The organism is Streptomyces sp. NRRL B-1140 (assembly GCF_001280065.1).
Lineage (GTDB): Bacteria > Actinomycetota > Actinomycetes > Streptomycetales > Streptomycetaceae > Streptomyces.
Map to the genome: position 1 here is coordinate 31,279 of NZ_LGEA01000025.1, position 25,905 is coordinate 57,183.

The window sequence follows — 25,905 nt, forward strand, 5'->3', positions numbered from 1 at the left end:
GCGACCGATGGACAGCGACCGCACCAGCCTCATGGCCCGACTGCTGTGCACCCACCCCGCGGTCACCGCGGCCACCGTCACAGCGGGGGCGGACGGCCGGGAGAGCGTCGCGTGGCTCGTGCCCGATCCCAGCCGTGCCCCGCTGCTGCACCGTGCGGCCGCGCTCGAGGCGACGGGGCGGCTCGGCACGCTCGGCTGGCACGAACCCGCCGATGATCTCCGGGTGGCCGGGGTGAACCGCAGCGAAACCGACTTCCTGTACCGCGAGATCTTCGCCGGGAACGCCTACTTCAAGCACGGCGTCACCCTTCCGCCGGACGCCGTCGTCGTGGACGCCGGGGCCAACATCGGCATGTTCACTCTGGCCGTCGCGCGGCGCAGCCCCGGCGCGCGGGTCATCGCCGTCGAACCGGTGGAGGAACTCGCCGCGGCGGCAGCGGTCAACGCCGAGCTGCACGGCGTGGACGCCGTCGTCCTGCGGTGCGCTCTCGGACGGGCGGAGTCGGAGACCGACTTCACCTATTACCCGCACAACAGCGTGATGTCGGGCGGATTCGCCCAGGCCGACGAGGACCTCGACGTGCTGCGCGGCTACCTCCTCACCGGCGAAGGCGCCGAGGACGGGGCGCACCTGGACCGGCTCGCAGCCGACCGGATGACCGCGGTGCGCAGGCGTGTGCCCACCACCACGCTCACCCGCATCGCCGCCGAGCACGGCCTGACCAGGATCGACCTGCTCAAGGTCGACGTGGAGAAGGCCGAGGCGCAGGTCCTCGACGGCATCGACGCCGCGCTCTGGCCGCGTATCGACCGCATCGTCATGGAAGTCCACGACATCGACGGCCGACTGGCGTCCGTTCTCGGCACGCTGACCGCACAGGGCTTCTCCGTCACGCACGAGCAGGACCCCAGACTGACCCTGACGCCCTGCCACCACGTGTACGCCCACCGGCCCGAGGCCACGGCCCACGACCGGGAGCCGTCGAGCGGGACGGTCACCGCCGTTGACCACGGCCCGAATCTGCGCACGCTCGACCGGGAGCTGCGTGCACTCCTCACACGGGAGGACCCGTCGGCCGGCACACCGGGGCGCTTCGTCGTGGTGCCCGGCCTCGACAAGGCGATCACCGAGTCCCCGGCTCCGGCGCCGGACGCCACCGGTCGCACCGGGCACCTCGCCGAGATCTGGGCCGGTCTGTTCGGTTCGCAAGCAGTGCGGCCGGATGCGGACTTCTTCGACCTCGGCGGCGACTCGCTCACCGCCGTGCGTCTGCTGGCGCAGGTGGAGGAGCGCCTGGGGGAGGACGCCCTGACCCCGGACCTGATCTTCACGGACGGCACGTTCGGTGGGCTGGCCGCGGCGATCGAGGCCTCCGCGCCCGAGCGGGCCTCAGCCGCGGCGGGCACACACCGGGCCGGGGGAGAAGAGCGCAGCCCGGAGCACGGTGACCTGTGAGTTCCATGACCGACGCGACGGCGCGGGGACCGACGGCGCTGTGGTTCCATCGCCCCGCCCCCCGGCCCGGCGCGAGGCTCCGGCTGGTGTGCGTGCCGTACGCGGGCGCCGGCGCCGGTGTGTTCACGCCGTGGGCGGCCCGGCTCCCCCACGACGTGGAGCTCGTAGCCGTCCGGCTGCCCGGCCGGGAGAGCCGCATCCGCGAACGTCCGTACGCGCGCTGGGGCCCGCTGGCCGCCGCGTTCCGCGAGGCGCTGGCCGAGGAGATCGCCTCCCCGTACGTGCTCTTCGGCCACAGCATGGGCGGCATGCTGGTGTACGAGACGGTCACGCGGCCCCTGGGCCGTGCTCCCGAACGCGTCGTCATCTCCGGCTGCCGGGCGCCGGGTACCACCGGCGAACCGCCCCTGATCCATGACCTGCCCGACGCGCGGTTCGTCGAGCACGTGGCCCGGCTGTCCGCCACACCGCCACCGGTCCTGGCGAACTCCGCACTGATGAGGGTGCTCATGCCCACGCTCCGCGCGGACTTCCGGCTGGCGGAAACCTGGCCGCAGGGCCCCGCCCGGCCCGTTCCCGTACCGGTGACGACCCTCTGGGGAGTCGACGACGAGGTCGCACCCCGAGCCGCTGTGACGGCCTGGCGGTCTCTGGCACCCCATGGCTTCCGCAGCCACGGGGTGGCCGGGGGCCACTTCTTTCCCCACGACTCGGCCGACGACGTCTGCTCCTTGCTGTGCGGCGAGATCGCCCGGCGGGCAGACGAAAAGGAAGAGAGCCAATGGTGCGATCCCCGTACTTCACCGCCGACCACGCGACGTTCCGCGAACGTACCCGTGAGTTCCTGGCGGCCGAGGTGATGCCGAGCGCGGCAGCCTGGGACCAGGAGGGCCGCCTGCCGCGCTCCCTGTGGAAGTCACTGGGCGAGCAGGGCCTTCTCGGGCTGCTGCATCCGCGCGGCGCGGGCGGCGGCGAGCGGGACCTGTTCACGTCGGTGGTGTTCCTGGAGGAGCTCGGGCGCACGGGATTCGGCGGCCTGCGGGCAGCGATCTCGGTGCACGCGTACATGGCCACCCACTACCTCGCCCTGGCCGGCGGGCCCGGACTGCAACGCGACTACCTGGCCCCCGCTGTCGCAGGCGAGCGCGTGGCGGCCCTGGCGATCACGGAACCCGGCACCGGAGCCGACCTCTCCGGGCTGACCACCACGGCGGAACGGGACGGCGACCACTTCGTGGTGCGCGGGGTCAAGACGATGGTCAGCAACGGCACAGCGGCGGACTTCCATGTCGTCGCCGTGCGCACCTCACCCGACACCGGCACCGGGCCGTACGGAACGACCGGCTTGTCCCTCCTGGTGATCGACTCCGGCCTGCCGGGCCTTACGACCACACCGACCCCCACGCTGGGCTGGCGCGCGGCCGGCACGGCCACCGTGGCGTACGAGGACGTCCGCGTACCGGCGGACCGGGTCATCGGGCGCGTCGACGCCGGCTTCTACTACCTGATGCGGGGGCTGCAACTGGAACGGCTCGTCGCGGCCGTCCTGGCGCTGGGCGGCATGGACCGCTGTCTCGACGACACCCGCCGCTGCCTGACCGAACGCCGGCTCTCCGGCGGCACGCCGGCCGAACGGCAGGCGCCCGCCCACCGCATCGCGGACCTGGCGACCGAGCTGGCCGCCGCCCGGCAGCTCGTCCACCACACCGCATGGCTGTACGAGCAGGGCGACCTTCCGGCCACCGAGTGTTCCATGGCCAAACTGCATACGACCGAGCTGGCCTGCCGGATGGCGGACGCGGGCCTGCACCTGCAGGGGGCGCAGGGCTACCTCGATTCCTCCGACGCCGCCCGCACCTACCGGGACGCGCGGGCGGCCACCCTCGCCGCCGGCCCCAGCGAGGTGATGCGCGACCTCATCGGACGTGCCGTCCTCAGGTCCGGGCCGGACTCACCCGCCGCGCGCGGCGGCGCCCGGGAGGGAGCGTGAAGGGGGACGAGGCCGCCGCTTTCTTCCTCGCCTTCGCGGTGGTTCTGGGGCTGGCCCGGCTGTTCGCGACGGCGGCCCGCAAGGTGGGACAGCCGCCCGTGGTCGGCGAGATCGTCGCGGGGATCCTGCTCGGCAGCACACTGCTGTCCACCACCTGGGGCCCGTGGGGGGAGACGGCTCCGCTCGACGGTGTGCGCCCGCTCCTCGGAGCGCTCGCCCAGGTCGGCCTGGCGATGTTCATGTTCGTCATCGGCTACGAGATGGACCCCTCCTTCTTCCGCGACGGCGGACGGACCACACTGCACGTCGCGGCGGGCTCCACGCTGGTTCCCCTGGTGGGCGGCTGCCTCGTGGCACTGCCCTTCGCCGCGGAGCACGGGCCGTCGGGGGGTGCGGGCTTCGTGCTGTTCACGGGTGTGGCCCTGTCGGTGACCGCGTTCCCGGTGCTGGCGCGGATCCTCGCCGACCGGAGACTGAACCGCACGGCCGTGGGGCGGCGCACCATGGCAGCGGCTGCCGTGAACGACCTGGTCGCGTGGGTGTTGCTCGCGGTGGTCGTCGCCTGCTTCGGTACCGCCGGCCAGTGGCGCGTGGCGCTGGTCCCCGTGTACCTGCTGGTGCTGGTCTGCGTCGTGCGCCCGGCCATGGCCCGGCTCCTGCGGCCTCGGAAAGCCGAGGAGGATCGGCCGGCCCGGGCACTCCTCATGGTGACCACCGGTCTCATGGCCTCCTGCGCGGCCACGGAATGGCTGGGTGTCCACTTCATCTTCGGCGCCTTCGCGTTCGGTGCCGTGATGCCCAGGGCCGGTCTGGCCCGGCTGCGTGCCGAGGTCATGGCCCGGATGGAGCAGGCGGGCACACAGGTGCTGCTGCCCGTCTACTTCGTGGTGGCGGGCACCGGGGTGGACCTCGCCGCGTTCGACGCCTCGAGCCTGGGCCTTCTGCTGGCGGCCCTGGCGGTGGCCGTCTCCACCAAGATGTCGGGCGCCTACGTCGGCGCCCGGACGTCGGGCCTGCACCGCGACGAGGCACTGACCATCTCGGTCCTGATGAACACCCGTGGCCTCACCGAGGTCGTCATCCTCACGGTCGGGCTGCAGATGGGCCTCATCGACGAGGAGTTCTACTCGGTGCTCGTCGTGGTGGCCGTACTCACCACGGCCATGACGGGTCCGCTGCTCCGGTGTGTGCGGAACGACAGGGGGACGGTGACCCGGCCCGGCCGGAACGCCGAGACGGCGATGACCCCCGTTCCACCCAGGTGAAACACCGGTGGCACGGGGGCAGGACCGAACCCCGGTCGGACCTGGCCGGGGCCGGCACACGGTCAGGCCGGGAAGCGCTCGCTTCCCGGCCTGGCACTGTTTCCAGGGCCGTCAGCGCTGCAGTGTCAGCAGACCCGGACGGTAGGGCAGGAGGCCGTAGTCGCCACCCGAGTTGGGGCTGCGCCCCTGGTAGAGCAACTGCAGCTTGCAGGGATCGACGGTCATGGTCTGATCGGGGCTGGTGCGGATCAGCTCGCCGTGGCTGATGTCGTTGGTCCAGGTGGCGCCGCTGTTGGCCTTGCCGGCGAAGGGATTGCCCTCGGTGGCGGCCTGGGGTGTCCACGAGCCGTTCAGACTGGTGGCCGTGAACGAGCGGAAGTAGCGGTGGCCCTGCGCACCGATCGCCTCGACGATCATGAGGTAGCGGTTCTGGCCCTGCAGCTTGTAGACCTGCGGGGCTTCGAACAGGTTGTTCTTCGTGTCGCTCATCACCACGGTCGAGGTCGAGCCGAAGCTGCCCGGGAAGTTACCGATCGGCATACTGGCCCGGTAGATCTTGCCGTTGTCACCGGCGAAGAACAGGTACATGTTCGTCCCGTCGCCGATGAGCGTCTGGTCGATGGGGCCTGTTCCGGAGTCACCGATGCTGCCGGAGAAGAGCACCTGCTGGGAGGACCAGCCGTTCGGGTTGGTGGGGTCGCTCGACGTCCGGTAGGAGAAGGCGGTCCCGCCCCACTGGTAGGCGAGCACCCAGATGTTCTTCGGCGCGAAATAGAAGAGAGTGGGCGCGACGGTGGAGGTCGACATCGCGTTCTGGCTTGCCGAGGCCATGTCCGACCAGTTGCCGAACAGGCCGAAGTTCATCGAACCCCAGCGCGTCCCCGTGTCGTGCGTCGTCGCATAGACGAGTTGCCTGCCGTTGTAGGGGGCGACGGTGAAGTCCTTGAGTGAGACCCACCCCGGCTTGGGCTGCGCCAGCGCGCCCGTCGACGTCCAGCGGTACGTCGACGGAAGGTCGCACGGGCCGGTGGTGCCGCCGCCGACCTTGACGAGCTGCCACTGCTGGTTGGTGCCGCCCCAGTCGTCGTACTGGACGACGTTGGCGTTGTCGGCGGTGGAGGCGCCCTGCACTTCGAGGGCCTTGTTGCTGTGCCGCGAGACGAGCCGCACGTAGCCGTCAGAGCTGTCGGCCAGCCGCCACTGCTGGTTGGCGGCGTTCAGGTCGGTCCACTGGACGATGGAGCCCCCGTTCGCGGTGGACTGGTTGTGGACGTCCAGGACCTTGCCCGAGTGGCGGGATTTGATGCGGTAGTAGCCGCCCCCGGAATCGACGAACTGCCACTGCTGCTGGTTCTGATCGTTCCTGGACCACTGGGTGATGCGGGCCCCGTCGCCGGTCGCCATGTTGTACACGTCCAGGGCCTTGCCGCTGTTGCGGTTGACCAGCACATACGAGGCGTTGGGGTCCACTGTCGCCGCGGCGGCGGGCTGGGCGCCGAGGAAGGCGGCCACGAGCATCAAGGGCGCGAGCACGGCGAGTAAGCGTCTTGGACGCATGAGGGCGCTCCTTAGGGGAGGGACGGGGGTGGGGTGACCCCGGTGAACCGCAGAGCGGGCTGCCAGGAGGCAGGTAATCTCGAATGTTTCGCTGAATTCCCGGAAGCTTTGACGCCACAAGCTAGGAATGCGGAGCCGTCCGGTCAAGGTCTATCGCCGATCTGTCCACAAACAGCGCCTCGGGCGTCTGCGTAAAGGAAGCTGGGGGTCGTCCGGACCGGTGCCTGGTTCAGAAAGTTTCGATCGCCTAAACGAAACATCTCTTGCTGTGAGTATTGACGATGCATCGTCAACACCTCAACATCCCTGTCTGAGGAACCGGAAGCGGTTCGAAATCACGAACCGTGCGCCGAAAACGCGCGCCACCCCGTCACGTTGCGGTGACCGCCGTGCGTCACTCACCCCGGCCGGCCGGGTCTCGTCCGCGCACTTCGCTCCTTCCGTGATGTCCACCTTGGAGGCACAGTCATGGGCTCGTACGCCCTACCCGGACCGGTTGTCCGCCGGAAGATCCGCGGCCTGCTGTTGGCGCTGGTGGTCGGCGTCCTCGGTGTGGTCGCCGCACTGGCCGCGCCGCCGGCCGCACACGCCGCCGAGAACACGCTCGGCGCCGCGGCGGCGCAGAGCGGCCGCTACTTCGGCACCGCCATCGCCTCGGGCAGACTGGGCGACTCGGCGTACACCGCGATCGCGGGCCGTGAGTTCAACTCGGTGACGGCCGAGAACGAGATGAAGATCGACGCCACCGAACCGCAGCGGGGTCAGTTCAACTTCGCCGCCGCCGACCGCGTCTACAACTGGGCGGTGCAGAACGGCAAGCAGGTGCGCGGCCACACCCTGGCCTGGCATTCCCAGCAACCCGGCTGGATGCAGAGCCTCAGCGGCAGCGCCCTGCGTCAAGCGATGATCAACCACATCAACGGCGTGATGGCTCACTACAAAGGCAAGATCGCCCAGTGGGACGTCGTGAACGAGGCCTTCGCCGACGGCAGTTCGGGAGCCCGGCGCGACTCCAATCTGCAGCGGACCGGCAACGACTGGATCGAGGTCGCCTTCCGCACCGCGCGCGCCGCCGACCCCGCCGCCAAGCTCTGCTACAACGACTACAACGTCGAGAACTGGACCTGGGCCAAGACCCAGGCCATGTACGCCATGGTCCGGGACTTCAAGCAGCGCGGCGTGCCGATCGACTGCGTCGGCTTCCAGTCGCACTTCAACAACGACAGCCCGTACAACAGCAACTTCCGCACCACCCTGCAGAGCTTCGCCGCCCTCGGCGTCGATGTGGCCATCACCGAACTCGACATCCAGGGCGCCTCGGCCACGACCTACGCCAACGTGACCAACGACTGTCTCGCCGTCCCGCGCTGCCTCGGCATCACCGTCTGGGGTGTGCGCGACAGCGACTCCTGGCGTCGGGAGCAGACACCGCTGCTGTTCAACGACAACGGCAGCAAGAAGCCCGCCTACACCGCCGTACTCAACGCCCTCAACGGCGGCACCTCCACGCCCCCTCCGGGCGGCGGAACGATCAAGGGAGTGGGCTCGGGCCGCTGCCTGGACGTGCCCGGCACCAGCACCGCCGACGGTACCCAGCTCCACCTGTGGGACTGCCACAACGGCACCAACCAGCAGTGGACGTACACCGCCGCCGGTGAGCTCAGGGTCTACGGCGACAAGTGCCTGGACGCCGCCGGCAGCGGCAACGGCGCCAAAGTCCAGATCTACAGCTGCTGGGGCGGTGACAACCAGAAATGGCGCCTCAACTCCGACGGATCCATCGTCGGCGTCCAGTCCGGCCTCTGCCTCGACGCCGTCTCGGGAGGCACCGCCAACGGCACGCTGATCCAGCTCTACACCTGTTCGAACGCCGGCAACCAACGCTGGACCCGCACCTGAGGAAACCTGTCCAGAGGCGAAAGGGTCAATCGATGAAGACCGATAGTGCGGTTCCTCCCGCCCCTGCACGGCAACACCGCTGGTGGTCGAGGGTCGCCGCCGTGGTGGCGGCGACCCTGGCGATCGGCATGCTCGTCGCGGTGAACCCCTCGCCCGCCGAGGCGGCGACGGTGGACACCAATGCCTGGTACGTCCTGGTCAATCGCAACAGCGGCAAGGCGCTGGACGTCTCCGGCTCATCCACCGCCGACGGCGCGCGGGTCGGCCAGTGGACGCGTAACGACGCAGCCAACCAGCAGTGGCGTTTCGTCGACTCCGGCGGCGGCTTCTACCGCCTCAAGGCCCGGCATTCGGACAAGGTCCTCGACGTGGCCGGCGCCTCGACCGCGGACGGCGCGGCGATCCAGCAGTGGGCCGACCACAACGGAGCCAACCAGCAGTTCCGCCTGGCCGACTCCGACGCGGGCCATGTCCGGCTGATCAACCGCACCAGCGGCAAGGCGGTGGAGGTGCAGGGAGCCTCCACGGCCGACGGCGGCAACGTCGTCCAGTACACCGACTGGGGCGGCACCAACCAGCAATGGCAGATGGTCAAGCTGTCGTCCGGTGGCGGCGGCGGTGGCGGCGGATGCGGCGTCGCCCCCGCCCTGGCGAGCGGGACGCACACGATCCAGAGCGGCGGCAAGAGCCGCAGCTTCATCCTCAGGGTTCCGCCCAACTACGACAACAACCACCGCTACCGGTTGATCTTCGCCTTCCACTGGCGGGGCGGAACCGCCGGTGACGTCGCCTCGGGCGGCACGAGCGGGAACGCCTGGTCCTACTACGGCCAGCAGGAACAGTCGAACAACACCGCGATCCTCGTCGCCCCCCAGGGCCTTGGCAACGGCTGGGCCAACACGGGCAACGAGGACATCACCTTCGTCGACGACATGATCCGGCGCATCGAGGGCGGTCTCTGCGTCAACCCGGCACAGCGCTTCGCCACGGGATTCAGCTGGGGCGGCGGTATGAGCTACGCCGTCGCGTGCAGCCGGGCGAACGTCTTCAGGGCCGTCGCGGTCATCTCCGGCGCTCAGATCAGCGGGTGCAGCGGTGGCACCCAGCCCATCGCCTACTTCGGGATCCACGGCATCAGTGACTCCGTCCTCGGCATCGGGCAAGGGCGGTCCCTGCGCGACAGGTTCGTCGCCAACAACGGCTGCACCCCCCAGAGCCCGCGAGAGCCCGCACCGGGCAGCCGGACGCACATCACCACCACCTACTCGGGCTGCCGCGCCGGGTACCCGGTCCAATGGGCCGCGTTCGACGGCGGCCACCTGCCCGGTCCGGTCGACGGCTCCTCCGGCGAAAGCGGCGTCACCACCTGGACCAAGGCAGAGATCTGGAGGTTCTTCGCACAGTTCCAGTGACGGGCCGGCACCAAGGTGGAGCCAGGACGATCCTGGCTCCACCTCGTCGGGGCAGGGCCCTCACCTGTGAAGCCCTGCTCAGGCGGCTACTTCGTCTTGCCGTTCGCGGAGGAGGCAGGCTCCTTCGCCAGCCCTTCGATCGTCTCTTCCAACGCGCGGACCCTGCGACGAAGTTGCACCAGTTCCTCCCGCTCGGCCATGGACAGTGCGCCCGCCGGCGTCCGGCCTTGCTCCGCCGCCAGCTCCTCCGCGATCGCCGCCGCGAAGGCGTCCACGTCGGCCTCGGTGGTGTCGAAGGAGGTCATCCAGCGGACCTCGCCGGCCTGCTCGTCCCAGGTGTAGAAGCGAAAGCGCTTCTGGAGACGCTCGGTGACGGCCGGCGGCAGGACGGCGAAGATCTGGTTGGCCTGCACCGGGCGGACGATCTCCAGGCCCGGCAGCCGGCGCACCGCCTCGTACAGCCGCTGGGTCATCGCGTTGGAGCGGGCCGCCGAGCGCAGCCAGAGGTCGCCGCCCAGCAGCGCCTCGAACTGCACCGACACGAAACGCATCTTGGAGCCCAGCTGCATGCTCGACTTGCGCAGGTGAGCCATGCCGCGCACCGCGTCCTCGTTGAGCACGATCACCACCTCGCCGAAGAGCAGCCCGTTCTTGGTGCCGCCGAGCGAGAGGACGTCCACGCCGGCGTCGGTGGTCATCTCACGCAGGGACACGCCGAGCGTGGCGGCGGCGTTGGCGAGCCGGGCGCCGTCGAGGTAGACGAGCATGCCGAGGTCGTGCGCATGGTCGCAGATCGCACGGATCTCCTCCGGCGTGTAGCAGGTGCCGAGCTCGGTGGACTGGGCGATCGAGACGACCCTGGGCCGGGCCCGGTGCTCGTCCTCGAAGCCCCAGGCCTGTCGGTCGATCAGCTCAGGCGTGAGCTTGCCGTCCCATGTCGGCACCGTCAGGAGCTTGATCCCGGCGACCTTCTCGGGCGCCCCGCCCTCGTCGACGTTGATGTGGGCCGACTCGGCGCAGACCACGGCGTCCCAGCGGTCGAGCATGGTCTGCAGCGCGACCACGTTCGCGCCGGTGCCGTTGAAGACGGGGTACGTGTGCGCGGTGGGACCGAAGTGGCCGCGCACCACGTCCTGGAGGCGCTCGGTGTAGACGTCGGCGCCGTAGCTGCCCTGGTGGCCACCGTTGGCCAGGGCGATCGCCGCCAGGATCTCGGGGTGCGCGCCCGCGTAGTTGTCGCTGGCGAAGCCGCGCTCGTCCGGGTCGTGTCGTCGCTGTACGGTCATGGTGCTCGCCTACTTGTTTCGGTCGGACAGGTGTGACGGATGTGGTCCGGACGGTCGCCGGCCGGTCCGCTCAGGCCGGCGCTGCCTTGAGCACGCCCGCCGAGGTCTCCAGGACCGCGATGGCACAGGCGACCGCGAGGAACGTGGCGAAGCCGTCCACCAGGCAGTACGCGGTGAAGCCGACAGCCACGAGCAGGAAGTTGACTGATCGAGATCCTGAAGATGAACTTTCTAACCGGGCGCCTAGGTCCCGGTCAATGGATCACCGCAAATTTTTCTGTAAGAGCGTGCCCGGGCCGCACATTTTCCGGATCGAGGGGTCTGCCGACGCCTGTTCGGCTCCGGGAAGCGACCTCGTCGGATACTTGCGATGGATCCGGGAACCGTGGGGCCGCACGCTCACCCACCGTTGATTCCGGGTTCGCTCCTGCTTGCGGTATGCGTCCAGGACATCCCGGCGGAGCAGGAGGCCGAAGCCCGCGGACTCCAGCCGCAGGCCCAGTTGAGCCTCATCGATGCCCGACCCGGCTGCGGTGTCCGGCAGATGCCAGTCCTTGGCCGCCGGCCGGCCGAGAAGGTGGAGCCGCGCAGAAGTCACGGTTTGCGGGTTACCCAGAGCAGTTCCGCCGGCCAGCGGTGTGCCCAGTCGGGAGGGTCGGTTTCGTTGTAGCCGTTGGGTGTTCCGATTTCGGGCCGCGGCTCGATGAGGTCGTCGATGAGGAGACCCGCGCCGCGCAGGACCTTGACCCAGCCGCCGTAGGTGAGCTGATAGCTGGTCGCGCCGTCGTCTTCGGCGATGGTGTTCAGCCCGAAGTAGTCCTGCTGCAGCGTCGTGGTCACGCGGCCGGCGGCCTCGTCGTAGCACGCTTCGAACCATGGGCTGGCGACGTTGAACACCAGGCGCCCGCCTCGGCGCAGGACGCGTGCGGCCTGCGGGACGGCCAGGTGCGGGGGCGCCCAGCTGAGCCCACCGAAGTCGCAGAACACCAGGTCGAAGCTGTCGGCCGCGAAGGGGAGTTGTTCGGCGGCGCCTTGCACCAGCGGGTAGCGGACCGCTCCCATCGTCCGGGCCGCTGCGGCGAGCTGGGCTTCGGACAGGTCGAGCCCGACCATCGTGGCGCCCTCGGCGGCGAGCGCCCTGGACCACTGGCCGGCGCCGCAGCCGAGTTCGAGGACGCGCTTGCCGGTGACGTCGCCCAGGGCGTGCAGGTGCGCGTCGGGGATGGAGTACATGCCCCACAGCCGGGGTGCGGCGCCGATCTGCGGGTCGTGCTCGTGCTGGTAGGCGCTGCTGATCCGGTTCCAGAGCCGCCGGTTGGCGGGGATGCTGTCCACGTGCCGACTCCAGCACCGTCTGCGGTGGGCGGTCAACACGACGGGAGCATTGGCCGGTTGGGGCACTGGCCGGCTCTCGCCTCGGTCCGGCTCCGGCTCGGCCCATGATCTGCCGGACGAGCCCTGGTGCTACGGCGAGGTGGGCAGGTGCGGGGAGCGGAGCACGAGCAGGGTGATCTCGCTGGGGGCGAAGACGCGGAACGGCGGGCCCCAGAAGCCGGTGCCGCGGCTGGTGTAGAGGAGGGTGCGGCTGCCGTGCCGGCTCAGGCCCGCCACGACGGGCTGGTCGATGCGGACCAGGTGGTGGAAAGGCCAGATCTGACCGCCATGGGTGTGGCCGGAAAGCTGGAGGTCGATGCCGGCCACTGCCGCCCGGTCGACGAACTTGGGCTGGTGTGCCAGGAGAAGAACGGGCAGCTCCGGATCGGTGTTGTCCAAGGCTCCGGCGAGGTGGGCGCGGTGCCCTGCCAGTCCGGAGGACTCGGCGGTGACGTCGTCCACGCCGGCGACCACGAGGGTGTCGCCTCCGCGTTCGAGCAGCAGATGGCGGTTGCGCAGCGGCTCCCACCCCAGCTCACCCATCAGGTCGACCCAGCCCTGAGCCTCGCTGTAGTACTCGTGGTTGCCGGTGACGTACACCCGGGCCCGGGTGGCCCGCACGGTACCGAGTGGGACGGCCTGGGCGCGGCGGCGTTCGGCCGTGCCGTCCGCGATGTCGCCGGTGTGGCAGACCAGGTCGGCTTCCAGGGTGTTCACCGTCTCGCACACCCGCGCCGACCAGCGGGCGCGGTCGAGCGGGCCGTAGTGGGTGTCGGTGATGAGGACGACGCGGAGGCCGTCCAACCCGGGACCCAGTCGCGGGAGCCGCACGTCGAGCCGGCGCACGCGCGGCACCCGGCGGGCCTCGGCGTACCCCCAGCCGAGCAGAACGGCGGTCGTGCCGAGGACGGCCCAGGTGACGACGCGGGCCCGGTCCTGGCCTTCGCCGATGCCGGCCAGGGCCAGGGCGAGCCGGAGGAGGACACCGAGCAGGACGGACCAGGTGAACAGAACCCAGCTGGTGCCCAGCAGGGTGTCACCGGTGATCGCCGCGCGGTCCTGCTGGCGCCGGCCGTGGCCGCGCACCATCGCGAGCGGCATACCTATGAGGCCGAGGGCGAACAGGGAAGTGCCGGCCACCGTGACAGGCAGCGGCCAATGCTGGCCGGTGTGCAGGAGCACCCAGCAGGGCACGGCCCACAGCAGGACGGGGGTGATCAGGGGGAGGTAGCGCATCAGACGGTGCAGTCGGCTCTGCCGCGGCGCTTGCGCTTCACCCCCGGCTGGTCGGGTGTCGCCGGTGTCGGTCACACTTGCCCTCCCAGGCCAGGCTGCCCTCTCTCGCGCACTGTATCCGGTCGGCTCGGGCCGACCGGGCCGGCGTTCATGGGCGCGGCCCCCGCGATACGGGAGGCCCGGGCGGTGTGCCCAGTGCTAGCATTTCGCTTTTGCCGTGTCGCTGTGTCGGTGCTCCGTTGGGCGTCTCTGGTCGGCGGCCGCGTCTGTGCCGCGCCTTCCTCGGTACGGTCCCTTCGGAGGAAGGCTCACTGTGAGCGAATCAACACGTGCCGATGCCCCGCAGCAGGGCGATGTGCCCGAGACGGCGGGTGCCCCTTCGGCAGTGCCCGCGGCGACGTCCTTCGCCCAGCTCGGGTTGCCGGCCGAGGCTCTGCGGGCGCTCGATGAGCAGGGTATGACTGTGCCCTCCCCCATCCAGGCGGCGGCGCTGCCGCATGCGCTCGCGGGACGGGACGTCCTGGGCCGGGGCCGCACAGGATCCGGCAAGACGCTCGCCTTCGGCCTGGGGATGCTCGTCCGGACGGCCGGGCAGCGCGCCCAGCCGAAAGAGCCGCTGGCGCTCGTTCTGGTGCCCACCAGGGAGCTGGCACAGCAGGTCGGTGAGGCGCTCACCCCGTACGCCGAGGCGCTGCGGCTGCGGCTCGCGACCGTGGTGGGCGGCGTGTCCATCGCACGGCAGGCCGCCGTGCTGAGGGAGGGCGCCGAGATCGTCGTCGCCACGCCCGGTCGGCTGCACGACCTCATCGAGCGCAAGGGCTGCCGACTGGGACGGACGCGCATCGCGGTCCTGGACGAGGCCGACCAGATGTGTGACATGGGGTTCCTGCCGCAGGTCACCGGGATCCTGGACCAGGTGCGTCCCGACGGGCAGCGGATGCTGTTCTCCGCCACCCTCGACGGCGACGTCGACCAGCTGGTGCAGCGCTACCTGCGCGACCCCGCCGTCCACTCGGTGGACCCTTCGTCCAGCGCCGTCTCCGCGATCGAGCACCACGTGCTCGTCGTGCACGGCCCGGACCGGTACGCCGTGACCACGGAGATCGCCGCTCGAGACGGCCGCGTCCTGCTGTTCCTGGACACCAAGCACGGCGTCGACCAGCTCACGCGGCATCTGCGGGCCAGCGGCGTGGCAGCCGCCGCCCTGCACAGCGGGAAGTCCCAGCCGCAGCGCACCCGGACCCTGGCCCAGTTCAAGAACGGGCAGATCACCGCGCTGGTGGCGACGAACGTCGCCGCACGCGGCCTGCACGTCGACGACCTCGACCTCGTGGTCAACGTCGACCCGGCCGACGATCCGAAGGACTATCTGCACCGCGCGGGCCGCACGGCCCGGGCCGGCCGCTCCGGCACCGTCGTGACACTCGTCCTGCCGGGACAGCGCCGTGAGACGAGCCAGGTCATGGCGGACGCCGACGTCACCCCCAGGGTCACCAAGGTGCGGTCCGGCGAGGCGGAGCTGAGCCGTATCACCGGCGCCAAGGCCCCCTCCGGAAAGCCCCTCGACGGCGGGCCGGCCGTACCGCGCCCCAAGAACCACAACGTCCCGTTCGGCGGCCTGGGCAGCACCAAGGACGCCAAGAGCGGTTCCGGCGGCAGGTCGTCCTCCCGCAAGAGCAGCGAGGCCCGCAAGCTCGCGGAGGCCCGCAAGGCGGCCCGAGTGCGGCGCGGCTGAGACAGGCTTCCAGGACTGCCGGGCCGTGTCCTCGTCCACGCCGCTGGACGGATACGCGGGCCGGAGATCGGCCGGGGTGCACCGGGCGGCGTGACGACGGGTGACCGTGCGCGCAGGAGGAGGCGTGCAGGCGAGGGAGCCGTCCGCGCCTGCGGGCTCGTGGCCGATCGGCTCCCGGGCGCTGTGCGGGAACCCTGCCCGACCAGCCGACCCGCCGGGATGGTGGTCCCTGTGCGACATACTCACCTGATGAGTCCACGCCCTTCTCCGATCAGCCGGCCGGTCACGATACGGAGGGCCGTCGCGCGGGATGCCAAACGGCTCACGCGGCTCGTGCGTGGCTCCGGCGCCTACGAGGGCAAGTACGCAGCCGCGGTCGCGGGCTACCGGGTCGGTCCTGATTACATCGAGGCGCACCGCGTCTTTGTGGCCGTCGGCGCCGACGAGCCCGGAGGCCGGGTCCTCGGGTTCTATGCGCTGGTCCTGGCTCCCCCGGAGCTGGACCTGCTGTTCGTCGCCGACGAAGCGCAAGGGCGGGGTATCGGACGGCTGCTCGTGGCGCACATGCAGTCCGAGGCCCGGGCCGCCGGGCTGGACCGGGTCAAGGTCGTGTCGCATCTTCCCGCAGCGGACTTTTACCACCGCGTCGGTGCGGTGCGGACCGGGACCGCGTTCGCGAACCCGCCCGCCGTACCGTGGGACCGTCCCGAATTCGAGTTCCGCATTCCTCCGGAATGACGCGGTGTGCGGCGGGACGCAAGCTCCAGTATCGATGGTCAGCCGCACACCCCGCCCCGTCGTGACAGCCGCGACACGGCGACGGCCAGACGCGTCGTTCGCCGACCGCGGCTTCAGCGACGCCACGGAGCGCCGTCTGGTACCCCACGGACAAGTCCCGGAAAATGTGAGGATGTCGCGCAGGCTGTGACACGGGGGAACGGGGAACCACGGGGAGGTGCGGCCATGCCGCGCAAAGAGCGACCACTGTCCACGGAAGACGGCCCGTTACTGGAATTCGCCACGGGACTCAGGCAGTTGCGGCAGAAGGCCGGGAATCCGCCCTACCGGAGACTGGCGGAACAGGCGCACTACTCGATCTCGACTCTGTCGTCCGCGGCGTCCGGCCGGCGGCTGCCGACGCTGGAGGTGACGCTGGCGTACGTCCGTGCCTGTGACGGGGACGTGCGGGAGTGGGAGCGCCGTTGGCGCGAGGCGGCGGTGCGCCTGGGTGAGGAGGACCCTGCCTCAGGGGGAGCGGAAGGGGCCGGCCCGCCCCCGCCGTACGTGGGCCTGCGGTCGTTCCGGGAGGAGGACGCGGAGTGGTTCTTCGGCCGGGAACAGCTGGTGGAGGAACTGGCCGAGCGGCTGGAGCGACAGCGGTTCGTGGTGGTGATCGGGGCTTCTGGTTCGGGTAAGTCCTCGCTGCTGAGAGCAGGGTTGGTGCCGCACCTGCGGTCTCCGGCGACCATGCCGGTGGTGTTGACGCCGGGGCCGCGGCCGCTGGAGGAGTGCGCGGTGCGGCTGGCAGCACTGGCGGGTGTCACGGCAGGGGTGCTGTACGGGGAGTTGAGAGAAGATCCGGAGAATCTGGGCCGTGCGGTGCGGCAGGCCATCGCGTCTTCCGAAGGCCCGGAGGGCGATCTCCTGCTGGTCGTCGATCAGTTCGAGGAAGTCTTCACCCTGTGCCAGGACGCTGTCGAGCGCAACCGTTTCGTCGAAGCGCTGATCGCAGCCGCCTCGTCCGAGGGGAGCCGGTGCAGGGTGGCGCTGGCGGTGCGGGCCGACTTCTACGCGCACTGCACCCACCACCCCCTGCTGGTGGAGGCGATGCGCGACGCGCAGGTGCCGGTCGGGCCGATGAACCTGGACTCGCTGCGCCGGGCGGTCACGAAGCCCGCCCAGCGGGCCGGCCTGTCCGTCGAGGGGGCGCTGCTGGCGACGCTCACCGCCCAGGCACAGGGGCGGGCCGGGATGCTGCCGCCGCTGTCGCACGCACTCCTGCAGACCTGGCGGCGGCGTCGTGGCAACGCGCTGACACTGTCCGCGTTCGAGGCGGCGGGCGGGCTCGAGGGCGCGCTGGCGCGGACGGCGGAGGAGTTCTACCAGCAGCTGGACACCGGTCAGCGGGAGCTGGTCCGCCGGGTGTTCCTGCGGCTGACCGCGCTGGGAGAAGGCACGGAGGACACACGACGGCCGGTTTGCCTGGCGGAGCTGGACGGACTGGCAGAGTCCGGCGGCGGCCTGGGCGCCGTACTGGACCGTGCCGCCAAGGCGCGGCTGCTGACGCTCGACCGCGAGCGGGCGGAATTGGCGCACGAGGCCCTGATCCGCTGTTGGCCCAGGTTGCACGGATGGCTTACCGAGGACCGCGAGGCCGTGCGGACCCTGCGCCGGCTCACCGACGCCGCCCAGTCGTGGGAAGCGCTCGGGCGGGACCCCGGCGCCCTGTACCGCGGGACCCGACTGGAGACGGCAGCGGGGCTCGACCGTACGTCCTTGTCGGTGAAGGAGCGAGAGTTCCTGGAGGCGAGCCTCGCCGCGCAGGCCGGTGAACGTGCGGCACAACGGCGTCGCGCCCGGCTCCGGCACATGGCGACTGCGCTGCTGAGCGTCCTGCTCGTGCTGACGACCACGACCGCGGTCCTCGCGGTGCGGGCGCAGCGGGCGGCGGACCGGCAGCGCGACGCCGCCAGTTCGCAGCGGGCCGCCGACAAGGCCAGGGCGCTGCGGATGGTCGACCCCGCTCTGGCTGCCCAGCTGAGCCTGGCGGCCTACCGTGTGTCGCCCACTCCAGAGGCACGCAGCAGCGTCCTGAGCTCCTTCGCCACTCCGTACGCCACGCGTCTGACCGGTCAGACGGGGGCGGTCACCGCCGTGGCGTTCAGCGGCGACGGGGGCATGCTGGTCACCGGCGGGGCCGACCGCGTGCTGCGCCTGTGGCGGGCCGGGGATCCGCACCGGCCGCGCGAGCTGAGCACGTCGCCCCGCCTCGCAGGCCTGGTTCGTACCGTCGCCGTCAGCCCGGACGGACGCATGCTGGCCGCGGGCATCGACGACGGCACGGTGCTGGTGTGGGACATCGGTGACGTACGGCGCCCCCGGATCTCGGCACGCCTGCCGGGCGGCGCCGGCTCGATCGCTGGATTGAGGTTCGGCCCCGGAGGGCGAACACTCGCGGCGGTCGCCCGTAACGCAATCCGCGTCTGGCAGTTGACGGATCCCGGGCGCCCGCGCGAGCTCGCCGAACGGGACGTGCGTGCGGCCGTGACCGCGGTGGCGTTCAGCCGGGACGGGCGGACGCTGGCCACGGGCCATGCCGACCACGCGGTACGGCTCTGGCGGATGACCGCGTCGGGGGAGCGGGTGCGTGAGCTGTCGACCGCTTCCGGCCACGGTGGTGAGGTGAGAGCGGTGGCGTTCGCCCCCGACGATCGCCGGCTGGCGACCGGAAGCGCCGACTTCACGGTGAGGCTGTGGGACGTGACCCGGCGGGGCCACGCCCGCACGGCGGAGGTTCTCACGACGCACACCGACGCGGTCAACGCGGTGGCCTTTGCCCCCGACGGCCGTACCCTGGCCACTGCGGGCGCCGACGCCACCGTACGCCGCTGGCAGGTGACCGGTTCCGGATCCGCCCGGGAACTGTCGGTCTTCACCGGCCACACCAACAACGTCCACGCGGTGGCGTTCAGCCCCGACGGCCGCACCCTGGCCACCGGCAGCGAGGACCAGACCGCGCGCCTTTGGGATCTGCCCGGGCCGGCCGTGACGGGCCACAGCAGCTCCATCTACTCGGTCGCCTTCAGCCCCGACGGACGGACGCTGGCCAGCGGCAGTTACGACCGGACCGTGCGCCTGTGGAGCCTGTCGGACGTACGCCATCCCCGGGAACTGGCCCGGCTCACCGGCCACACGGGACCCGTCAACTCGGTGGCCTTCCGGCCGGACGGCCGCACTCTGGCCACCGTCAGCGCCGACGGCACACTGCGGCTGTGGAGCGTGGGAGCGGCACAGCGGCCCCGCCTGCTCAGCACCGTTCGATGTCGTATCGGCCATGTCAACTCGGTGGCGTTCACTCCTGACGGCCGCACCCTGGCCACCGGCGGCGAGTCGGGCACCGTGCGGCTGTGGGACACCACGGACGTACGGCACCTCAGCCCGCTCGCCACCCTGCGGGGAACGAGCCCGGTGGATTCCACGGTCTTCGCTCCCGACGGCCGCGGCCTGGCCGTGGCGAGCCGGAACCGCACGGTCGTCCTGTGGCACCTGACCGCACAGCGGCAGCCCGCACGCCGGGCCGTCCTCACCGGCCACACCGACGCGGTGAAGTCGGTGGCGTTCAGCCCCGACGGCCGCACCCTGGCCACCGGCAGCGAGGACCGCTCCGTACGGCTGTGGGATCTGACCGCTCCACGGCACCCGGTCGCGCGGGAGCGGCTCACCGGCTACACCGACGGCGTCATGGCCGTCGCTTTCGCCCCCGGCGGCGGGATGCTCGCCACCGCGAGCTCCGACCACACGGTGCGGTTGTACGGCCTGACCGGCCGCGGCGATGCCGGGGAACCGATCCTTCTGACGGGCCACACCAAGGCAGTCGACACCCTCGCCTTCAGCCCCGACGGCCGCGTCCTGGCCACCGGCAGCGAGGACTGGACCGCACTGCTGTGGGACCCCGACATCGAGCGCGTCGCCGCCCGCATCTGTGACACCACCTCGTCGGCTCTGACCCCCGGCGAATGGCGCCGGTACTTTCCCCAGCGCACCTACCAGCCGCCTTGCTGAGCGCAACGCGACCGAGGCCCGACCGCCGACCTCTTCCCGGACAGGTCGCGAACCCCGCGGCCATTGTTCGGCGTTCGTTTGTTCGGTGATGTGCGGCGAAAACGAACAACGCGTATGCCGCTAGACCTTGGGTCACGGGGGCTTGGGCACGCCGCGCCGAGAGGCGTCCAGGAGGGCCGCTGCCCCGGCACGGAGGCCGGTCGACCGATCGGCCTCGACAACCGACCGAAGGAGAACCGATGCCAGTGACATCCCTGGCCGAGCGGCTGGCCGGAAACGGACTGCAGCAGCACCTGCACTCCGAGACGACCGCCGTCGAGGAGGCCTGCGTTCCGCGCTACGAGGACTGCTGGTGGGACTCGGAGTGCTGCCACGGCCTCATCTGCGAGTGGTTCCACTGCTACCTCCAGGGCTGAGCGACCGCCCGGCTCTGCTCGACGAGTGAGTGGAGCAGGGCCTTCGCCGGGGCGCGCCGCGACGGCGCGGCCCGGCGAAGGCCCCCGCCCTCGCTCCACCTGGGGAACTGGAACTGGTGAGGAAATGCACCCTGTCTGGAAAGCCGCCCGTTACGCACGAGAGTTCGTGATCTCCGCCCGACGCGAGAACGGCACCTACGCACTGAACTGGCCCGCCGTACGGCCCCGTGCGCGCACGACACCCCACGGTGCGGCCAAGGCCGTGGCCCCGCTGCGGATGGCCCAGCGGATCATGATGGGCTTTCTCGATCCCGTCGAGGACGCCCTGTTCATGACGGCCGCACTACGGACCCTGGGGCACCCCGTCACCTTCCACCTCGGGCGCGAGAAGGCGCCCCTTGTGGCGCCCGGTGGGTTCTACGCGTGGGCCCAGTACGGCGACGAGGTGCTCACCACCTCGCTGCCCGTGCGGGAGGAGTACACAGAGGTGCTTCGCTCAGGAGAGGTGACCGTACCGTGATCGGCACTGCGGAAGTGACTCCGGACGGCGTCGGCGGCACCCCTGCCGACGGGACCGACCGGTGCGAGGGCGTGCGCGAGGAGCGCACGGCAAACGGGTTCCTGCTCTCCCGGGAACGCCCCGGGACGACTCCCGTGTACTACCGCGTCGGATACGGACGTCTGGAGTGGGGCGCGGACGCGGCGGCGTTCCGCCCGGACACGGACCGGCCCGCGCCGGATCCGGGAACGCTGCTCGCCCTCGTCCACGGTCTGGCGCCACCGCCGGACGCCACACCGCTGCCCGGCGTGCGGCGGCTCACCCTCGGCACCCGCGTCGAGGTGGACAACCGGGGCGTCACCGTCTCCCGGCGGCAGCCGGCTCTGCCGAGCACGGGGCGAGGGCTGCTCGCCTCGCTCGGGGATGTCCTGACCGCCGGCCCCGACGACTACGCCGTCGCCTACAGCGGCGGTCTGTCGTCCGCGTACCTCGCGATGGCGGCGCTCTCCGCCGGCCACCGGCCCCAGCTGCTGTACGCGGATCTGGGCCTGCCGGGAGAACGGCCGCCGCTGCCGGAGATTCCCGGACTGCGTACACGGACCGTTCCGCTGGACGTCTTCGAGCTCCTGGACCACCACCGGGTGTCCGGAGCGGGTGTCATCCCGCCTCTGCCCGACCAGGAGTTCCCACGCCGCCTCGCCGAGCGGCTCTTCGCGGCGGCGGGGCTTCCCCTGGCCGTAGGCACCCTGCTGGAGGACATCGTCTCCTCCTCGCTGTCGCAGACCGACCGGGGCCGGCGCGACTGGCGTCTGCTGACCTGCGAACCGTTCCACCTCAGTGGCACTCTCGGCTCACTGCGCGAGGCGGCCTCCCTGCTCGCCGAAGGCGTCGTACGCAGCGACAGCCCGGTGCGGCCGCCGTCGGGCACTCCTTCGGGCGATGCTCAACCGGTGGACTCGCCCACCCCGCCCCCGACTCCTCTGGGTCGCAGGGACCTTCCGGGGCTCACCCGGCAGGGGAGGCTGGCGTTCCAGTCCGCTCAGCAGGCCGCGCTGTCGGTGTGGAAGAACCATCTCGACTTCCTCGGCCCCGTCCTGGGCCGGCTCGAAGCCGGACTGGCGGCACGCGTCCCGGCCGGTGGCCCACTCGTCCTCCCCGTCACGCAACCTGCGGTCCTGGGAGCCGTCGACGCGATACCGACCCGACGCATGGGCCGCATCAGGGGCGGGCTGTACCAGAACCACCAGCCACTGCGTGAACTCCTCGACAAGCGCCGCATCCGCGGGCTGCGGCGCTCCACCTCCTCCTTCGACCTGCGGCTCGCGGCAGCCGCGTACCTCCACCGCGAGAGCGACAAGATCGCTGCCGAACTGGAACGCGAGTGCGCCCTCGGCGACCTGGGGCTCGTCGACCCGCGCGTCGTAGCCGGACTCGTACGCGAAGGACCGCACCGCTCCGACCACGCGCTCCCGCTGCTGCGCCTGCTGTGGATCGACCAATGGCTGAGGAAGGGCTGACGATGCCTCCATCTGCCCAGAACGCCGCGAGTTCTCCCGGAAGCGGCGCGGATTCTCCTGCGAGTGGCGTGCGTTCTCCCGCGTCCGGCGCGGATGCTCCTGCGGCGGCCGCGGGCTCTCCGGCGGACGCCACGTCCTCTCCTGGCACCGCCCTTCTCCCTCCCGACGGGGTGCGACTTGCGCCGGCCGAGGGAGTCCGGGTGACCCGGCTGCCCTTCGGGGGTGCCGCTCTGGTCGACGTCCGTTCCCTGCGGCTGGTCGAGTGCGCCGAGTACGAGGCCGACGCCCTGGACCGCCTCCTGGCCACGGGCCGACCGGACCCGACGGACGTCCACGTTCAGCGGCTGGCGCGGCAACTCTTCCGTTCCGGACTGCTCGTCGCCGTCACCGAACCGAAGTGAGGTCCCGATGTCCTCCCTCCTCTTCCACTCCGCTCTCGCGGCCCTGGCCGGACCGCTGGCGGCCGCCGGGGTGGCCAAGCTCTGCACGCCACCGGCGCGGCTGGCCTGGCCGTTCCACTCCCCACTGCTGCGGGCCCCGCACGGCCCCCGGCTGGCCGGAGCCGTGGAGGCGGCTGCCGCGGTCTGCCTCGTGCTGCTCCCCGGGCGGGCCGCCGCCGCTCTGGCCTTGATCGCGTACGGGGCGCTCACCGCCGCCGCCCACGCGATGCGTGGACGGCGCTGCGCCTGCTTCGGCGCCGCCCGGCTGGCCGCGGTGGGCCGCCTGCACATCGGCGCCAACGCCATGGGCGCGGCAGTGGCAGCCGTGCTGCTCCTTCCCGACGTACCGTCACGACCGGAGGTGCGCGGTCCCCTCGCCGTCGTGGCCGCCGGCCTCGTCGCAGCGACCGTCCTGGTCACCGATCGCAGGCGTGCGGCGCGCGAGGCGATCGCCGTGCCCTGCACGTCGCAGGTCGACGGCGTACATCTGTATGTGTCGGAGAACTGCCCCGCCTGCCGGGCCCTCCGCCAGTTGCTGGCCGCGATGGAACCGGCACGGCAGGCGGCGGTACAGGTGACCGTGGTGGAGCGGGGCAGCGATCTGCCGCCCCACCTCGCGGACATGTCGGTGCCGTGTGCCACCGCGGTGGACGGCCGGGGGACACCGGTCTGCGAGCCCACCTCCGGCATCGGATCGGTGAAGGCGCTGATCGACACCATCACCGTCGGCCGGGCGGACGTCACACGTGCGCGCTGAGACCACGGGGAACGTGCCATGCCGGCCCGGACACGAACCCGAACGCGGACGTGACACCGTGGCGTTCGCCCCCACGCTGTCCGCCTGGGCCGTGATGACCGCGCCCCACTCGCCCTCCGTCGCCGACCACAACCCGGCGACCCTCTACTGGCGCGACCTGCCGGTGGACCCGGATCTCGGGGGAGTCGCCTCCGAACGCCCCACACTGACGTCCATCCGCATAGGCAGCCTCCAGCGGGACGGCGTCTGGCCGCTGGACCTCAAGGCGGCCCTGCCCGTCGAACTCGCCTGGCACCCGCGGCTGCCGCTCGTCGCGGGGCTCGTACGGCGCCGGCGGCACGCGGTCGTGTGGATCGCCGACTACGAGCGGTGCGAACTCACCGTGCACACGCGGGTCCGAGCCGCGCTGTCCCTGACCGCGCACGGCGGAACACCGTCGGCCCTCGCCTGGTGCGGTGACGAGGAACTGGCCCTGCTGACGCGCCCCCCGATGCGGGAACCGGCCGGCGACGGCTGGAGCCCCACGGCGTACGAGGCCACCGGACCGGCCAACGTCGTGTTCCTCGCGGGCCTCGACGACCTCGCGGAGCGGGCGGCGGCGGCCGTGAGTCTTCTGCACCGCGTCACCGGAGACGTCCGCGTGCTCACCGGCCCCCTGCTCGTCAGTGGTCTGACACCCTCTCCCAGCGGACGGAGTCTGCTCGTCACCCATGCCGACGGCATCGACGCCTCGCCTCCGAGGGGACCTGCCGGCCGGGCGCCGGAGGCCCTGCGCTGGGCGTGCACCACCGTACGCACGGACGGCCCGGCCGGCGCCCGCCCCGTACCCACCGGCGAACGGCCGCTGCCGCCCGGCGCCCGATGGTGCCTCACGGCGGACGACCTCCCGGTCTCCGCCCGGCGCACCCCGTCCGGCACCGCGATCCGGCTCCACCCGGACGAAGGCGAGGCGGCGGGGCCTGCCGCCCCGCACGAGCAGGACGTCGAGCATCCCCAGGACGACCCCGTCACGCACTGGTGGCTCCTCGGCACGGCCGACGACCCCGTCACGATCACCCTCCACCGGCAGACGGCCCGGGTGACCACCACGCACTCCACCCGGGTCCTTCCCCTTCCCGGCGTGCGGCCCCTGCCAGGCAGGGCCGGCCCCGGAGCGGCAGCCCACGAGCACCTGCTGTCGGTCGCCTGTGAACGGGCCGGCCAGGCCGGAGTCCTCGTCGTCGACTGGCGTAGGCCGGCCGTGCGAGCGGTCCTCGTCGACGGCGCCTCGGACGGAGGGCCGTCCGCTCCCCTGGAGGCTGCCTGGGTGGGGCACGACGGCGACGCCCCACAGCTCGTCACACGGCGTGCCGGAGCGTTCCGCCGCCATGTCCTGCGCGGGGACCGGCTGGAGCCCCTGGAGCGGAGTGTCCCACCCCCGGTGGCGACGGCCGGACGGGCGACCGGCCCACTCCAGGGCCTGAACCGACGAGCCGGGGCGCCGCGCCGCGCGGTCCTGCCCGGCGGCTTCCCAGACCCGGCCTGCCTGCTGCTCCCGGCGGATCCCCCGGCGTGCTCCTCACCGGCGGACGGCGCCCCGTGCGCCGCGCGCCTCCTCTGGATCAGCGTCCGCCGAGCGGGAACCCGGCCTCCGGATCCCCGCCACCTGTCGTTCGCCGGGCCACAACCCGTCGGCTCGGACGCGGCGACGGCGGTTCTCGACCTCCCGCTGGACTGGCCCGCCGACGCGACACTCCCGCACCTGAGCCGCCAGATCACCTCGGCGGTCACCGAGGCGCTCCTCGCCCTGTACGCGGAGTCCGCGGACCCGGGCCCGGTCGTCCTGGGCGGGCACAGTTTCGGCGCCACCGTCGCCCTCCACGCCCTCGCCCGACTGCCCGCCGCCGCGGGCGCCATCGTGCACAGCGGCTGCTACAACCGGACGCTCACGCCGCACGGCTTCCAGTACGAGGAACGCGACTACTGGACCGTCCCGGACCTTTATCACGCCTTCAGCGCCCTGCACTTCGCCGACCGGCTCGACCGGCCCGTGCTGATCGTGCACGGAAGCGAGGACACCAACAGCGCGACCCCGGCGGACCAGGCAGTCGGCCTCTACCGAGCCATCGTCGCCACGGGAGGGCGGGCCCGGCTGCTGCTGCTGCCGTACGAGGGCCACACCTTCCGGCACCGGGAAACCCTCCGGGCCGTCACGGCGGAACACCGCGCCTGGCTCCGAGTCTGCGCCGACCATCGCAGCGACCGACCGGCGGAGGGGTTGACCCATGCGTGACGGGAAAACGGC

At 71.6% G+C, this 25,905-nt stretch carries 19 protein-coding genes; 15 read left to right on the forward strand and 4 right to left on the reverse strand.

All coding sequences use genetic code 11. The features are described 5' to 3' along the window. Positions 1-7: 7 nt before the first annotated feature. The 4 genes from ADK65_RS04235 to ADK65_RS04245 are packed head-to-tail and all read left to right on the forward strand — an operon-like array spanning position 8 to position 4,711. Positions 8-1,456, forward strand: coding sequence for an FkbM family methyltransferase (locus tag ADK65_RS04235; protein ID WP_053668420.1), 1,449 nt, complete (start codon positions 8-10; stop codon positions 1,454-1,456). Between the two features lie 5 nt (positions 1,457-1,461). Next, positions 1,462-2,316 (forward strand): thioesterase II family protein, encoded by an 855-nt coding sequence (locus ADK65_RS36740; protein ID WP_078955818.1) that lies wholly within the window; start codon positions 1,462-1,464, stop codon positions 2,314-2,316. After that, a complete protein-coding gene (locus tag ADK65_RS04240) occupies positions 2,238-3,446 on the forward strand; it encodes an acyl-CoA dehydrogenase family protein (RefSeq protein ID WP_053668421.1) in 1,209 nt (402 codons plus the stop codon). Before ADK65_RS36740 ends, ADK65_RS04240 begins: the two co-directional genes overlap by 79 nt. Then, positions 3,443-4,711 carry a cation:proton antiporter gene (locus tag ADK65_RS04245; RefSeq protein WP_053668422.1) on the forward strand — a complete coding sequence of 423 codons (1,269 nt, stop codon included), beginning with the start codon at positions 3,443-3,445 and terminating at the stop codon, positions 4,709-4,711. The genes ADK65_RS04240 and ADK65_RS04245 overlap by 4 nt, the downstream gene beginning before the upstream one ends. 111 nt (positions 4,712-4,822) lie before the next feature. Here the strand turns inward: ADK65_RS04245 and ADK65_RS04250 are convergent, their stop codons facing one another. Continuing rightward, positions 4,823-6,268, reverse strand: coding sequence for a non-reducing end alpha-L-arabinofuranosidase family hydrolase (locus tag ADK65_RS04250; RefSeq protein ID WP_053668423.1), 1,446 nt, complete (start codon positions 6,266-6,268; stop codon positions 4,823-4,825). A gap of 468 nt (positions 6,269-6,736) precedes the next feature. Between ADK65_RS04250 and ADK65_RS04255 the strand changes: the two genes are divergently transcribed. Continuing rightward, positions 6,737-8,167 carry an endo-1,4-beta-xylanase gene (locus ADK65_RS04255; RefSeq protein WP_053668424.1) on the forward strand — a complete coding sequence of 477 codons (1,431 nt, stop codon included), beginning with the start codon at positions 6,737-6,739 and terminating at the stop codon, positions 8,165-8,167. A 101-nt stretch (positions 8,168-8,268) separates the two neighbouring features. Next, positions 8,269-9,579 (forward strand): RICIN domain-containing protein, encoded by a 1,311-nt coding sequence (locus tag ADK65_RS04260; RefSeq protein WP_053668425.1) that lies wholly within the window; start codon positions 8,269-8,271, stop codon positions 9,577-9,579. A gap of 86 nt (positions 9,580-9,665) precedes the next feature. Here the strand turns inward: ADK65_RS04260 and ADK65_RS04265 are convergent, their stop codons facing one another. From ADK65_RS04265 to ADK65_RS04275, 3 genes are all read right to left on the reverse strand, one after another. After that, positions 9,666-10,865 carry a threonine aldolase family protein gene (locus ADK65_RS04265; RefSeq protein WP_053668426.1) on the reverse strand — a complete coding sequence of 400 codons (1,200 nt, stop codon included), beginning with the start codon at positions 10,863-10,865 and terminating at the stop codon, positions 9,666-9,668. 594 nt (positions 10,866-11,459) lie between these two features. Continuing rightward, complete coding sequence (locus ADK65_RS04270; RefSeq protein ID WP_053668427.1) at positions 11,460-12,200, reverse strand: class I SAM-dependent methyltransferase; 741 nt, start codon at positions 12,198-12,200, stop codon at positions 11,460-11,462. Between the two features lie 129 nt (positions 12,201-12,329). Continuing rightward, positions 12,330-13,550 (reverse strand): metallophosphoesterase, encoded by a 1,221-nt coding sequence (locus tag ADK65_RS04275; RefSeq protein ID WP_053668428.1) that lies wholly within the window; start codon positions 13,548-13,550, stop codon positions 12,330-12,332. Positions 13,551-13,788: 238 nt separating this feature from the next. Between ADK65_RS04275 and ADK65_RS04280 the strand changes: the two genes are divergently transcribed. The 9 genes from ADK65_RS04280 to ADK65_RS04315 all read left to right on the forward strand — a co-directional run bounded on the left by ADK65_RS04280 (position 13,789) and on the right by ADK65_RS04315 (position 25,893). Then, a complete protein-coding gene (locus ADK65_RS04280; protein WP_053668429.1) occupies positions 13,789-15,210 on the forward strand; it encodes a DEAD/DEAH box helicase in 1,422 nt (473 codons plus the stop codon). A gap of 249 nt (positions 15,211-15,459) precedes the next feature. Beyond that, complete coding sequence (locus ADK65_RS04285) at positions 15,460-15,948, forward strand: GNAT family N-acetyltransferase (protein WP_078955808.1); 489 nt, start codon at positions 15,460-15,462, stop codon at positions 15,946-15,948. A gap of 225 nt (positions 15,949-16,173) precedes the next feature. After that, positions 16,174-19,992, forward strand: a complete 3,819-nt coding sequence (locus ADK65_RS04290) for an XRE family transcriptional regulator (RefSeq protein ID WP_053668431.1) — start codon at positions 16,174-16,176, stop codon at positions 19,990-19,992. Between the two features lie 239 nt (positions 19,993-20,231). Next, on the forward strand, positions 20,232-20,408 hold the full coding sequence (locus ADK65_RS38410) for a hypothetical protein (protein WP_158756574.1): 177 nt from the start codon (positions 20,232-20,234) through the stop codon (positions 20,406-20,408). Positions 20,409-20,574: 166 nt separating this feature from the next. Then, a complete protein-coding gene (locus tag ADK65_RS04295; RefSeq protein ID WP_063787990.1) occupies positions 20,575-20,928 on the forward strand; it encodes a lasso peptide biosynthesis protein in 354 nt (117 codons plus the stop codon). Beyond that, positions 20,925-22,424 carry a hypothetical protein gene (locus tag ADK65_RS04300; protein ID WP_053668433.1) on the forward strand — a complete coding sequence of 500 codons (1,500 nt, stop codon included), beginning with the start codon at positions 20,925-20,927 and terminating at the stop codon, positions 22,422-22,424. Before ADK65_RS04295 ends, ADK65_RS04300 begins: the two co-directional genes overlap by 4 nt. A gap of 2 nt (positions 22,425-22,426) precedes the next feature. Then, positions 22,427-22,825, forward strand: a complete 399-nt coding sequence (gene adfB / locus ADK65_RS39580; protein ID WP_267889705.1) for an actinodefensin-associated protein B — start codon at positions 22,427-22,429, stop codon at positions 22,823-22,825. Positions 22,826-22,832: 7 nt separating this feature from the next. Further along, a complete protein-coding gene (locus tag ADK65_RS04310; protein WP_053668435.1) occupies positions 22,833-23,621 on the forward strand; it encodes a hypothetical protein in 789 nt (262 codons plus the stop codon). A gap of 58 nt (positions 23,622-23,679) precedes the next feature. Further along, positions 23,680-25,893: an alpha/beta hydrolase family protein gene (locus tag ADK65_RS04315; RefSeq protein WP_159038718.1), complete on the forward strand. Its 2,214-nt coding sequence runs from the start codon at positions 23,680-23,682 to the stop codon at positions 25,891-25,893. Positions 25,894-25,905: the final 12 nt, after the last annotated feature.

Bases quoted from the DNA above. Each gene is read 5' to 3' on its own strand.
- ADK65_RS04235 (WP_053668420.1), top strand. From the start codon at position 8: ATGGACAGCGACCGCACCAGCCTCATGGCCCGACTGCTGTGCACCCAC.
- ADK65_RS36740 (WP_078955818.1), top strand. From the start codon at position 1,462: ATGACCGACGCGACGGCGCGGGGACCGACGGCGCTGTGGTTCCATCGC.
- ADK65_RS04240 (WP_053668421.1), top strand. From the start codon at position 2,238: ATGGTGCGATCCCCGTACTTCACCGCCGACCACGCGACGTTCCGCGAA.
- ADK65_RS04250 (WP_053668423.1), bottom strand. From the start codon at position 6,268: ATGCGTCCAAGACGCTTACTCGCCGTGCTCGCGCCCTTGATGCTCGTG.
- ADK65_RS04255 (WP_053668424.1), top strand. From the start codon at position 6,737: ATGGGCTCGTACGCCCTACCCGGACCGGTTGTCCGCCGGAAGATCCGC.
- ADK65_RS04265 (WP_053668426.1), bottom strand. From the start codon at position 10,865: ATGACCGTACAGCGACGACACGACCCGGACGAGCGCGGCTTCGCCAGC.
- ADK65_RS04285 (WP_078955808.1), top strand. From the start codon at position 15,460: ATGAGTCCACGCCCTTCTCCGATCAGCCGGCCGGTCACGATACGGAGG.
- ADK65_RS04290 (WP_053668431.1), top strand. From the start codon at position 16,174: ATGCCGCGCAAAGAGCGACCACTGTCCACGGAAGACGGCCCGTTACTG.
- ADK65_RS38410 (WP_158756574.1), top strand. From the start codon at position 20,232: ATGCCAGTGACATCCCTGGCCGAGCGGCTGGCCGGAAACGGACTGCAG.
- adfB (WP_267889705.1), top strand. From the start codon at position 22,427: ATGCCTCCATCTGCCCAGAACGCCGCGAGTTCTCCCGGAAGCGGCGCG.
- ADK65_RS04310 (WP_053668435.1), top strand. From the start codon at position 22,833: ATGTCCTCCCTCCTCTTCCACTCCGCTCTCGCGGCCCTGGCCGGACCG.